This is a genomic window from Hoeflea sp. BAL378, assembly GCF_000759435.1.
Lineage (GTDB): Bacteria > Pseudomonadota > Alphaproteobacteria > Rhizobiales > Rhizobiaceae > Hoeflea.
This window is the reverse complement of sequence record NZ_JRJG01000034.1, coordinates 1-12,841: the sequence shown is the minus strand read 5'-3', so window position 1 is coordinate 12,841 and position 12,841 is coordinate 1. Positions and strand designations below refer to the sequence as shown.

The following is a 12,841-nucleotide window of genomic DNA, read 5'->3' as shown; positions in this document are numbered from 1 at the left end:
TTGCGGAAAATATTTTTGCAACTGAAAGAATTGCGGTTACAATGCTTTAGAGATCCTGTTCACGCAGGCCAATACTGTTGCATTTTGAGATAGCTGTTTGAGTGTGAAAGGAAGAAACGATGAACATGGATGCAGTTCTGGAGTTTCTGGATACCGGGCGCGACGGGGAGGACGGCGCCGATGTTGTCCGCGCGCGGCTTTCCAAGGTCATAGGCGCGCTTGGATTTGATTTCTTCACGCTGGTGCGGCAGCCGGGGCCCGAGAGCGACGCGGACGGCATCATGCTCGCCGGGCAGTGGCCGAAGGGCTGGCCCGAACTCTATGTGAAGCGGAAATACGCCGCCATTGACCCGATCATCCGCTATCTCGGGCACAGCCAGCGCGGCTACCGCTGGAGCGAGCCGATGCTGGCCTTCGAGCAGGATCCGCATCGCAGCCGCATGGAGCGGATGATGGTCGACGCCCGACGCCACGGGCTGGAGGACGGATATGTGTTCCCGGTCCACGGTCGGCGCGGGCTGGTCGGCGTGCTCTCGGTGGCGGGCCGGACGGTCGATCTCTCGCCTTCTCAAATGTCGCTGATGGATGCGCTGGCCAAGAAGGCTTTCTGGGACATTCTCGAGGTGCATGACCGCGGCGCCTATGAGCGGATCGCCCGGCCAGTCGCGGTGCAGATGACCCGCCGCGAGATGGAGACGCTCGAATATCTCGGCTACGGGATGACCTCCAACGAGATGGGCGCCACGCTCGGCCTGTCGGCGCATACCGTCGACTGGTACATGAACGGCATCCAGGACAAACTCAACGCCAAGAACCGCCACCATGTGGTGGCGATCGCCTTCAGGCTCGGCCTGATCTCCTGATCCATCATCCGCCGCCCGAGCGGTTCCATCGCCCGACACCCCGGCGCCCGGCCGGGGGCGCCTCCCGCCTTTGCCGCGGTTGCTGCCCGGTGATGCGCGAGAGCCGGCCGATGATCGGGCCTGAGCCGGGCCGCGGCTATTTGCACTGCAACAAAACTGACGCTAATGATTGGGGCCGGGGTTCGCCAGGACCCTGATCCCTCCGCCCAAACCCGGGAGCCCGTCTTGCCGATTTCCAAGATCCTCGTCGCCAACCGTTCAGAAATTGCCATCCGCGTGTTCCGCGCAGCCAACGAGCTGGGCATGAAAACCGTCGCCATCTGGGCCGAGGAAGACAAGCTCGCGCTGCACCGGTTCAAGGCGGACGAATCCTACCAGGTCGGCCGCGGGCCGCATCTGGCGCGCGACCTGGGGCCGATCGAAAGCTATCTGTCGATCGACGAGGTGATCCGGGTGGCGAAGCTCTCGGGCGCCGACGCGATCCATCCCGGCTACGGGCTTTTGTCGGAAAGCCCGGAATTCGCCGACGCCTGCGCCGAGCACGGCATCATCTTCATCGGGCCCCGGCCCGACACCATGCGCAGGCTGGGCAACAAGGTGGCGGCGCGCAACCTCGCCATCGAAATCGGCGTTCCGGTGGTGCCGGCCACCGAGCCGCTGCCCGACGACATGAAGGAAGTCGCGCGCATGGCCGACGAGATCGGCTATCCGGTCATGCTCAAGGCCTCATGGGGCGGCGGCGGCCGCGGCATGCGCGCCATCCGCGATCCCAAGGACCTGGCCCGCGAGGTCACCGAGGCCAAGCGCGAGGCCATGGCCGCCTTCGGCAAGGACGAGGTCTATCTCGAGAAGCTGGTGGAGCGGGCGCGCCACGTCGAAAGCCAGATTCTCGGCGACACCCACGGCAATGCCGTGCATCTGTTCGAGCGCGACTGCTCGGTGCAGCGCCGCAACCAGAAGGTCGTGGAGCGGGCGCCCGCGCCCTACCTCACCGAGGCCCAGCGCCAGGAACTGGCGACGTACTCGCTCAAGATCGCCAACGCGACAAGCTATGTCGGCGCGGGCACGGTCGAGTACCTGATGGACATGGATACCGGCGCCTTCTACTTCATCGAGGTCAATCCGCGCATCCAGGTCGAGCATACGGTGACCGAGGAAGTGACCGGCATCGACATCGTAAAGGCGCAGATCCACATCCTCGAAGGCAAGGCGATCGGCACCCCGGAATCCGGAATTCCGGCGCAGGCCGACATCAAGCTCAACGGCCATGCGCTGCAGTGCCGCATCACCACCGAGGATCCGGAGCAGAATTTCATTCCCGACTACGGCCGGATCACCGCCTATCGCGGCGCCACCGGCTTCGGCATAAGGCTTGACGGCGGCACCGCCTATTCGGGTGCTGTGATCACCCGGTTCTACGATCCGCTGCTGGAGAAGGTCACCGCCTGGGCGCCCACGGCGGAGGAAACCATCCGCCGCATGCACCGCGCCCTGCGCGAGTTCCGGATCCGCGGCGTCGCCACCAACCTGACCTTCCTCGAAGCGATCATCAGCCACCCGGAGTTCCGCAACAACACCTATACGACGCGGTTCATCGACACCACGCCGGAGCTGTTCGAGCAGGTCAAGCGCCAGGACCGGGCCACCAAGCTTCTGACCTATCTGGCCGACGTCACGGTCAACGGCCATCCCGAGACCAAGGGCCGGCCGCTGCCGGTGGCCGATGCCGCAGCACCGCGGGTGCCCTATGTCGAAGGCGAGATCCGGCCGGGAACGCGGCAGTTGCTCGACGACCTGGGTCCGGAAGGCTTCGCCAAATGGATGCGGGCGCAGACCCGGGTGCTGATCACCGACACGACCATGCGCGACGGCCACCAGTCGCTGCTCGCCACCCGCATGCGCACCCACGACATCGCGGCCATCGCCGAGACCTATGCCAAGGCGCTGCCGGACCTGCTGTCGCTCGAATGCTGGGGCGGGGCGACCTTTGATGTGGCGATGCGGTTCCTCACCGAGGATCCGTGGGAGCGGCTCGATCTGGTGCGCAAGGGTGCGCCCAACCTGCTGCTGCAGATGCTGCTGCGCGGCGCCAACGGCGTGGGCTACAAGAACTACCCCGACAATGTGGTGAAGCACTTCGTCCGCCAGGCGGCTGAGGGCGGCATCGACCTGTTCCGGGTGTTCGACTGCCTCAACTGGGTCGAGAACATGCGGGTGTCGATGGATGCGGTGCGCGAGGAGAACAAGCTCTGCGAAGCCACGATCTGCTACACCGGCGACATCCTCAATTCCGCCCGGCCGAAATACGACCTCAAATATTACACCGCGCTGGCGGCCGAGCTCGAGAAGGCCGGCGCGCACATCATCGCGGTCAAGGACATGGCCGGACTGCTCAAGCCCGCGGCGGCGCGGCAGTTGTTTTCGGCGCTGCGCGCTTCGACGGATCTGCCGATCCATTTCCACACCCACGACACCTCGGGCATCTCGGCGGCGACCGTGCTCGCCGCGGTCGACAGCGGCGTCGACGCGGTGGATGCGGCGATGGACTCGCTGTCGGGCAACACCTCGCAGCCCTGCCTGGGCTCGATCGTCGAGGCGCTCAAGGGCCACGAGCGCGATCCCGGGCTGGATACCGAATCGATCCGGCGGATCTCGTTCTACTGGGAGGCGGTGCGCAACCAGTACGCCGCCTTCGAAAGCGATCTCAAGGGGCCGGCGTCTGAAGTCTACCTGCACGAGATGCCGGGCGGGCAGTTCACCAACCTCAAGGAACAGGCGCGTTCGCTGGGGCTCGAGACCCGCTGGCACGAGGTGGCGCAGGCCTATGCCGACGCCAACCAGATGTTCGGCGACATCGTCAAGGTGACGCCGTCCTCCAAGGTGGTGGGCGACATGGCGCTGATGATGGTGAGCCAGGATCTGAGCGTCGCCGATGTCGAGAACCCGGACAAGGACGTGTCCTTCCCGGATTCCGTGGTGTCGATGATGCGCGGCGACCTCGGCCAGCCGCCCTCGGGCTGGCCGCAGGCTTTGCAGAAGAAGGTGCTCAAGGGCGAGGAGGCCTACACGGTCCGCCCCGGCTCGATGCTGCCGGACGCCGATCTCGAGGCCGAGCGCGCCGAGATCGAGGCCAAGCTCGAGCGCAAGATCAGCGAATTCGAATTCGCCTCCTACCTCATGTATCCGAAGGTCTTCACCGATTTCGCCATCGCTACGGAAACCTACGGCCCGGTCAGCATGCTGCCGACGCCCGCCTATTTCTACGGCATTGCGGTGGGCGACGAGCTGTTCATCGAGATCGAGAAGGGCAAGACGCTGGTGGTCCAGAACCTGGCCCAGGGGGAGGCCGACGACAAGGGCATGGTCACGGTGTTCTTCGAACTCAACGGTCAGCCGCGCCGGGTCAAGGTGCCGGACCGGGCGCATGGCGCATCGGGATCGGCGGCGCGGCGCAAGGCCGAGCTCGGCAATGACGCCCATGTCGGCGCTCCGATGCCCGGCGTGATCTCCACCGTCGCGGTGACGCAGGGCCAGCCGGTCAAGGCAGGCGACGTGCTGGTGTCGATCGAGGCGATGAAGATGGAGACCGCCATCCATGCCGAGCGGGACGGAACGCTGGCCGAGGTGCTGGTCAAGACCGGCGACCAGATCGACGCCAAGGATCTGCTCGTCGTCTACGGCTGAGAGGGCCGGCGGCGCGTCCCGGTTCGGTCCCGGGAAGCGGAAACGGGGTCAACGGGCTTGCGCTCGGAAGCGCGATTGAGCATTGTCGCGGTCGCGCCGCGCCGGGTGAAACCGCGATCGGCACGCGCCTTTCCAGATCCGGGGATATCCGCCATGCTCGCCGCCATACCGTTGATGATCGTTCCGCTGATTGCCTACAATCTGGTGATGGTGGGGCTGTTCGGCGCGGGCGTCGCCGGGCTCGGATCGACCGTGACCTCGCTGTCGATGATGTCGGGCGCGGTGTGGACCATGAGTCTCGGCGACCTGCTCATCGTCGTGGCGCTGGTGCTGCTGTTCGTCGAGGTGGTGAAGGCGACGCGGACCGGCCGCTGGTCGGTGCTCGACCACATGCTGTCGATGTTCGTGTTCGTGGCGTTCCTGGTCGAATTCCTGCTGGTGCGCGATGCCGCCACGCAGGTGTTCTTCATCCTGATGGCGATCGCCTTCATCGACGTGATCGCCGGCTTCACCGTCGCCATCCGCTCGGCGGGCCGCGACGTATCGATCGGGCTCTAACTTATTGTTTCTGCGCAATTTCCGGACGCGAAACCGGTTTTAAACTTTCGCTGGAACTGCTCCAGCGGCGGGCCGGCGTTCAGCCGCCGTCGGCCGCGAAGCCGGCCGCCTCGATGCCGGCGACGGCCGCGATTTCATCATTGTCCGACGTATCGCCGGTGATGCCGACCGCGCCGATGATCGCGCCCTTGCGGTCGCGGATGAGCACGCCTCCGGGAACGGCCACGATCCTGCCGCCCGAGACGGCCGACAGGCCTTCGAGGAAATGCGGCCGCGTCTCGGCCTGGGCGTTGAGCCAGCGCGAGCCGGCGCCCACCGCCAGGGCGCCATAGGCCTTGCCGCTGGCGATTTCGAACCGCATCATCGAGGCGCCGTCCTGGCGCTGGAAGGCCTTGACGTGGCCGCCGGCGTCGAGCACCACCACTGCGAGCGGCTTGAGGCCCAGGTCCTTGCCCTTGGCAAGAGCGGCGGTGATGATCCTGAGCGCCTTGGCGAGCGTGAGATCGGTCATGGTGATTGCCTTTCAATGCCGGAGGAAGTGATGCCCTTATAGAGCCTCGCCGCGGTGTTGCGCCACCGCTTTGAGGTTTCCGCGGCGCGATAACAGTTTTGCCGGAACGCAGGTCCTTGGCGGCCGCTGGCCGGCGCCGGCGATCACGTGCACGGGATCCGGAGGCGCAGGCAAACGCCCGAACCGGATGGCTCGTGCCGCCGGACGCCGGGTGTTCTCAACTGTCGATGGAGTTGATCTTGTCCTGAAGCTGCTTGAGCTGGGTCTTGAGATCGTCGATGTCCTTCGAGGTGTCGGACTTCTTCTGCGTCTCTTCGGAATTGGCCGAATGGGCGAGCGCGAAGGGCGAAAACATCTGCATCGCCTTCTGGAACATCTCGGTGTTGCGGCGCACCTGCTCCTCGACCAACTGGATCGGGATCTGGATGTTGCGGGCGACCGGATTGTCGCCGAAGGCCTTGGTGATCTGGGCGCGGACCTGTTCCTGCTGCTCGGTCAGCGCCGACATCGAGTGCTCGAGATAGCTCGGCACCACCATCTGCATCTGGTCGCCGTAGATCGAGATCAACTGCCTCAGGAAGGAGATCGGCAGCAGCGTGTTTCCGGTCTTGGACTCCTGCTCGAAAATGATCTGGGTAAGGACCGAATGGGTAATATCGTCGCCGCTCTTGGCATCGAGCACGGTGAAGTCTTCGCCCTTCTTGACCATGATGGCGAGGTCGTCGAGCGTCACATAGGTGCTGGTTCCCGTGTTGTAGAGACGGCGATTGGCATATTTCTTGATCGTAACCGGTCCGCTGTTCTTGGCCATGTATGTTCTCCTCAAAGGTCTCCCCAGACCTGAACCTCACCGTGATGGCCCAACTGTAGGCGAAAACCACAGGCAATGACAATTCCTTTGTGCATTGCGGGAAAGCGCCTCAAAACGGTCAGACTATAGTCCGTAATTAGGCCATTGCCGGAGAAATTCGGCTTTCGGGCATTTGACAGCGACACCAACCTCCGGCACGTTCCGGTCAAAATCGTTCCATCACACGACAGGGAAACCCCACCATGAGCTCCATCGTTATCGCCAGCGCCGCACGCACCCCGGTCGGGTCCTTCAACGGCGCTCTGTCCTCCGTCGCCGCCCATGATCTGGGCGCGGTCGCCATCAGGGCGGCGCTCGAGCGCGCCGGCGTGGCGCCCGCGGAAGTCGACGAAGTCATCCTCGGCCAGATCCTGTCCGCGGGCCAGGGCCAGAACCCGGCGCGGCAGGCGGCCATGGCCGCGGGCATTCCGCAGGAAGCCACCGCCTGGGGGCTGAACCAGCTCTGCGGCTCGGGCCTGCGCGCAGTGGCGCTCGGCATGCAGCAGATCGCAAGCGGCGACGCCAACATCATCGTCGCCGGCGGCCAGGAATCGATGTCGATGGCGCCGCATGCCATGCATCTGCGCAACGGCGTCAAGATGGGCGGCGCCACCATGGTCGACACCATGTTGCACGACGCGCTCACCGACGCCTTCTACAATTACCTGATGGGCAACACCGCCGAGAACGTCGCCAAGCAGTGGCAGCTCTCGCGCGACGAGCAGGACAGCTTCGCCGTCAACTCGCAGAACAAGGCCGAAGCCGCGCAGAAGGCCGGCAAGTTCAAGGACGAGATCGCCGGCGTCACCATCAAGGGCCGCAAGGGCGACACGGTCGTCGAGGAGGACGAATACATCAAGCATGGCGTCACCCTCGAGGGCATCTCCAAGCTGCGTCCGGCCTTCGACAAGGAAGGCACCGTGACCGCCGCCAATGCCTCGGGCATCAATGACGGCGCCGCCGCCACGGTGCTGATGAGCGAGGAGGAAGCCTCCAGGCGCGGCATCACGCCAATGGCGCGGATCGTCTCCTGGGCCACCGCCGGCGTCGACCCGCAGATCATGGGCACCGGTCCGATCCCGGCCTCGCGCAAGGCGCTGAAGAAGGCCGGCTGGAGCGTGGGCGATCTCGATCTGGTGGAAGCCAACGAAGCTTTTGCGGCGCAGGCCTGCGCGGTCAACAAGGACATGGGCTGGGATCCGGCGATCGTCAACGTCAATGGCGGCGCCATCGCCATCGGCCACCCGGTCGGCGCCTCGGGCGCGCGCATCCTCAACACGCTGCTGTTCGAAATGGTCCGCCGCGACGCCAAGAAGGGTCTGGCGACGCTGTGCATCGGCGGCGGCATGGGCGTGGCGCTCTGCGTCGAGCGCTGAGGCCGGACCGGGAATACCGGGCGTCGGCGACGACGCCCGGCGCTCACATGCATCAACAATAACAATCTGGGGAGGATTGGCATGAGCAAGGTAGCAATCGTGACGGGAGGGTCACGGGGCATAGGCGCTGCGATTTCGGTCGCCTTGAAAGAGGCCGGCTACACGGTGGCCGCCAATTACGCCGGCAATGACGAGGCGGCGGCGAAGTTCACCAGCGAGACCGGGATCAAGACCTACAAATGGTCGGTCGCCGACTACGATGCCTGCGTGGCCGGCATCAAGCAGGTCGAGGCCGATCTCGGGCCGGTGGCGGTGCTGGTCAACAATGCCGGCATCACCCGCGACGGGATGTTCCACAAGATGACGCCGCAGATGTGGGGCGAGGTGATCAACACCAACCTCACCGGCCTGTTCAATATGACCAATCCGGTCTGGGGCGGCATGCGCGACCGCAAGTTCGGCCGCGTCATCAACATCTCCTCGATCAACGGCCAGAAGGGCCAGGCGGGCCAGGTCAACTATTCCGCCGCCAAGGCGGGCGACATCGGCTTCACCAAGGCGCTGGCGCAGGAAGGCGCGCGCGCCGGCATCACCGTCAACGCCATCTGCCCGGGCTATATCGGCACCGACATGGTCCGCGCCATCGACGAGAAGGTGCTCGCCGAACGGATCATCCCGCAGATCCCGGTGGGGCGTCTCGGCGAGCCCGAGGAGATCGCCCGCTGCGTGGTGTTCCTCGCCTCCGATGACGCCGGCTTCATCACCGGATCGACGATCTCGGCCAATGGCGGGCAGTATTTCAGCTAACGGCGGGATCCCGGGAAGTCTTGCGCCCGGCGGGAACCTTCCCCTGGGCGCTTGCGTTTGCGGAAGCAGAAAGCTCTCACTTCGGAAAGCGGCTCATGGCTCAATACACCCTCTATTACTGGCCTCTTCCGTTTCGCGGGCAGTTCGTCCGGGCGGTGCTTGCGCATGTCGGCGCCATCTGGGAGGAGGCGGGAACGGGCGAGGTCGCCGGCGAGCGCGCGGCCGATCCGAAGGTGCAACTGGTCCCGCACATGGGTCCGCCGGTGCTGATCGACCACGGTGCCAAGGCCCACCTGTCGCAGATGCCCGCGATCCTCGCCTATCTCGGCGAGAAGCACGGGCTGTTGCCCGAGGATCCCGTGCTCAGGGCGATGAGCCACAAGATCGTCGCCGACGCCAACGACGTGCTTTACGAAATGACGCGCTACAACGGCGCCCAGGCCTGGACCGCGGCGGCCTGGAAAGAGTTCCAGCCGCGGCTCGGCCGCTGGATGGAGATCTTCGAGGAGACCGGCCGGCGCCACGGCCTGACCGCCCGCGCGGGCTCCATGCTCGGCACAGAGGCGCCCGGCCTCGCCGACCTCGTCGCGGCCCAATTGTGGGGCACGATGACGGCGAAGTTCGCGCCGCTGCGGCCGCTGCTCGACCGGCATGCGCCGGCAATCGCCGCCCTGTCGGACCGGATCGCGGCGCTTCCCGCGCAGGTCGAGCTGCGGAAGCGGAGCGATGAGGAGTATGGCGATGAGTGGTGTGGCGGCCAGATCGAGGCCTCGCTTCGCGCGGTGCTCAAGGCGCCCGCCTGAGCGGGCGTTGTCCGGCGAGGACTGAGGCGCCAGGCTCCGGTTTCGGGCCGTCTGCCGCGATCAGCTCGCTTTGCGAGCGAAGGGGCGCAAAGGTTAACAAACCCGGCTGTCAATGCGGAAAATGAAGTATTTTCCGCAGCTTGAATAGATCCCACGGCTCACAGATACACAACATCTTGTGCGGAACAAAGCGCGAAACCATCCCCAAGGCTGATTCGTCGCCGATTCGTTCCGCGGCTGTTCCAGAGGTTAACGGAAACGCTCAAAAGCGCTCGAAGGCGTTAACCAAGTGTTTGGAATTCTTACCAAATCATGAACCGCCGGATTCGCGGCGCGGGTCCTGTCGCGGGCCTCGTTCGAACCCGACGCCGGGTCGGAGTGGCCCTCCAAAGGTTAACAGGAGGCTCTTTCAGGCACCCGGGCGCTGCTCCTCGCGTTCATAAATTAGTGGCGATGCTGCCGTCGCGGAACCAGATGTTGTGGAGAACAAACAGCCAACAAAGCCAGGTCGGTGATTCGTCGCCGGTTCGTTCCGCCACTGTTCCAATGGTTAATTCCGGTCGATAAAATGCGCTTTAGTGCGTTAAGGAAGTGTTTGGAATTCCTAACAAATCATGAATTTCGCGGATTCCCGCCGGGCTTCGCTCGGGCCGTCGCAAGCGCGTCCTGGCAAAGGTTAACAGCCGGCGTCCGATCGGCCCGGATCCCCTCCCGGCGGATTCAGCATATGGTGGCGGACAGGCCTCCCGTCGCCAGATGTTGCGGTGAACAAAAGCGGAATCAGGACGAGTCATTGATTCGTCGCCGATTCGTTCCGTCACTGTTCTAGTCGTTAATCCGGCGGATTCCGGCGGGTCCATTTTTGCCCTGTTCCGGCCGCGCCGATGTGTTAGGTAACAGCCGTCTTGAGCATGATACGGACACTGATGCCCGCAGTCCCCAGCCATCCGCCAAAACCCCTGATCCTGTCCGGACGCGGCGTCACCGCCGTTCTCGGCCCGACCAACACCGGCAAGACCCATTACGCCATCGAGCGGATGGCGGCGCATTCGTCGGGCGTGATCGGGCTGCCGCTCAGGCTGCTGGCGCGCGAAGTCTATGGCCGCATGGTCGACAAGGTCGGCGCCAAGAACGTGTCGCTGGTCACGGGCGAAGAGAAGATCACGCCCCCCGGCGCGCGCTATTCGGTCTGCACGGTCGAGGCGATGCCGCAGGAAACCAACGTGGCCTTCGTCGCCATCGACGAGGTTCAGATCGCCGGCGATCTCGAACGCGGCCATGTCTTCACCGACCGGATCTTGTCGCTGCGCGGCCGCGAGGAGACGCTGCTCCTCGGGTCGGCGACGGTGCGCGGCATTCTCGAGCAGCTCCTGCCTGGCATCACCGTCGTCGAGCGGCCGCGACTGTCGGAGCTGCACTATGCCGGGTCGAAGAAGATCACCCGGCTGCCGCGCCGCACGGCCATCGTCGCGTTCTCGGCCGAGGAAGTCTACGCGATCGCCGAACTGGTGCGGCGCCAGCGCGGCGGGGCGGCGGTGGTGCTTGGCGCGCTCAGCCCGCGCACCCGCAACGCCCAGGTCGAGCTCTACCAGAACGGCGACGTCGACTATCTTGTGGCCACAGACGCCATCGGCATGGGGCTCAATCTCGACGTCGATCATGTGGCCTTCGCCCAGGACCGCAAGTTCGACGGCTATTCCTACCGGCAATTGACGGCGTCGGAATTCGGCCAGATCGCCGGCCGCGCCGGCCGGCATCTGCGCGACGGCACCTTCGGCGTCACCGGCCAGGTCGACCCCTTGCCCGACGACCTGGTGCAGCGGCTCGAAAGCCATGTCTTCGAACCGGTCAAGATCCTGCAGTGGCGCTCCAAGCAGCTCGATTTCTCCAGCCTCAAGGCGCTGCAGGCGAGCCTCGAGCAAATCCCGGCGGTCCAGGGCCTGACCCGGGCGCTGCCCGCGGTCGACCAGCGCGCGCTCGAGCACCTGGTCAATGATTTCGAGGTGCGCGATCTCGCCAGTTCGCCCAGGAACGTCGCGATCCTGTGGGATGTGTGCTCGCTGCCCGATTACCGGCGGATCGCGCCGGCGCAGCATGCGGACCTGATCGCCACGATCTATCGCGACCTGATCCGCACGGGCGCGGTCAACGAGGATTTTCTCGCCGAACAGGTGCGCCGGACCGATTCCACCGATGGCGAGATCGACACCCTGTCCGCGCGCATCTCGCAGATTAGGACCTGGACATATATTTCGAATCGGAGCGAATGGCTTGCCGATCCGACACACTGGCAGGAAAAGACGCGCGAAATTGAGGACCGATTGTCCGATGCGCTGCATGAAAGGTTGACGAAACGCTTTGTTGACCGCAGGACATCTGTGCTCATGAGGCGCCTGAGAGAGAACGCGATGCTCGAAGCTGAAATTAGTGTAAACGGTGATGTCTTCGTTGAAGGTCACCATATCGGCCAGTTGGCCGGATTCCGGTTTGTCGCCGATGCGTCTGCCGACGGGCCCGACGCCAGGGCGGTGATCGCCGCCGCGCAGAAGGCGCTGGCGCTGGAATTCGAGGCCCGCGCCGCGCGGCTGCACGCGTCAGGCAATTCCGACTTCGCCATCGGCTCCGACGGCACCGTGCGCTGGCATGGCGACCCGGTGGCAAAGCTGACGGCGGGCGACCACGTGCTCAAGCCGCGGTCGATCCTCTTGGCCGACGAGCAGCTCAGCGGCAGCGCGCGCGACTTTGTCGCAGCCCGCATCGACCGTTTCGTCAATCATCACATCGCCACCATTCTCAAGCCGCTCGACGATTTGGCGCGCGCCGAGGACCTCGACGGTCTGGCGCGCGGTCTGGCCTTCCGGCTGGCCGAAAACCTGGGCATCCTGTTCCGCCGCGACGTCGCCGAGATGATCAAGGATCTCGACCAGGGCGCGCGGGCATCCTTGCGCAAATACGGCATCCGCTTCGGCGCCTACCACATCTTCATGCCGGCGCTGCTCAAGCCCGCGCCTGCGGAACTGGTGACGCTGTTGTGGGCGCTCGCCAATGACGGCTTCGGCAAGCCGGGCTATGGCGATGTCACGCCGCTGCTTGCCGCCGGCCGCACATCGGTGGCGACCGATCCCGAAATCGACCGCGAGTTCTACCGCCTCGCCGGGTTCCGGTTCCTGGGCAAGCGCGCCGTGCGCATCGACATTCTCGAGCGGCTTGCGGACCTGATCCGCCCGGCGCTGCAGTGGAAGCCGGGTTCGCCGGGCGCGCGCCCGGAAGCCGCCTATGACGGCCGCCGCTTCATCACCACCACCGGCATGCTGTCGATCCTGGGCGCGACCCAGGACGATATCGAGGAAATCCTCAAGGGCCTGGGCTACCGGGCCGATGCGGTGCCG

9 protein-coding genes are annotated in these 12,841 nt (G+C 65.0%); 7 read left to right on the top strand and 2 right to left on the bottom strand.

The genetic code is table 11. From position 1 onward, the window contains the following. The first annotated feature begins 119 nt into the window (after positions 1-119). From LL06_RS09190 to LL06_RS09180, 3 genes are all read left to right on the top strand, one after another. On the top strand, positions 120-863 hold the full coding sequence (locus LL06_RS09190) for an autoinducer binding domain-containing protein (protein WP_035525337.1): 744 nt from the start codon (positions 120-122) through the stop codon (positions 861-863). Positions 864-1,088: 225 nt separating this feature from the next. Next, entirely contained in the window at positions 1,089-4,547 is a 3,459-nt protein-coding gene (gene pyc / locus LL06_RS09185) for a pyruvate carboxylase (RefSeq protein ID WP_035525335.1), read from the top strand. Positions 4,548-4,700: 153 nt separating this feature from the next. After that, entirely contained in the window at positions 4,701-5,105 is a 405-nt protein-coding gene (locus tag LL06_RS09180) for a hypothetical protein (protein WP_035525333.1), read from the top strand. A 79-nt stretch (positions 5,106-5,184) separates the two neighbouring features. On the opposite strand, the gene LL06_RS09175 is transcribed toward LL06_RS09180, so the two are convergent. Together LL06_RS09175 and phaR are read right to left on the bottom strand one after the other, a co-directional pair. Then, positions 5,185-5,616, bottom strand: a complete 432-nt coding sequence (locus tag LL06_RS09175; protein WP_035525330.1) for a heme-binding protein — start codon at positions 5,614-5,616, stop codon at positions 5,185-5,187. Positions 5,617-5,833: 217 nt separating this feature from the next. Then, entirely contained in the window at positions 5,834-6,427 is a 594-nt protein-coding gene (gene phaR / locus LL06_RS09170; protein ID WP_035525328.1) for a polyhydroxyalkanoate synthesis repressor PhaR, read from the bottom strand. 242 nt (positions 6,428-6,669) lie between these two features. Here phaR and LL06_RS09165 point away from each other — a divergent pair, with 242 nt between their 5' ends. From LL06_RS09165 to LL06_RS09150, 4 genes are all read left to right on the top strand, one after another. Then, on the top strand, positions 6,670-7,842 hold the full coding sequence (locus tag LL06_RS09165) for an acetyl-CoA C-acetyltransferase (RefSeq protein WP_035525326.1): 1,173 nt from the start codon (positions 6,670-6,672) through the stop codon (positions 7,840-7,842). Between the two features lie 81 nt (positions 7,843-7,923). After that, on the top strand, positions 7,924-8,649 hold the full coding sequence (gene phbB / locus LL06_RS09160) for an acetoacetyl-CoA reductase (RefSeq protein ID WP_035525323.1): 726 nt from the start codon (positions 7,924-7,926) through the stop codon (positions 8,647-8,649). Between the two features lie 95 nt (positions 8,650-8,744). Beyond that, complete coding sequence (locus LL06_RS09155; protein WP_035525320.1) at positions 8,745-9,452, top strand: glutathione S-transferase family protein; 708 nt, start codon at positions 8,745-8,747, stop codon at positions 9,450-9,452. A 926-nt stretch (positions 9,453-10,378) separates the two neighbouring features. Next, a partial coding sequence (locus LL06_RS09150; protein WP_035525317.1) for a helicase-related protein occupies positions 10,379-12,841 on the top strand: 2,463 nt, incomplete at its 3' end.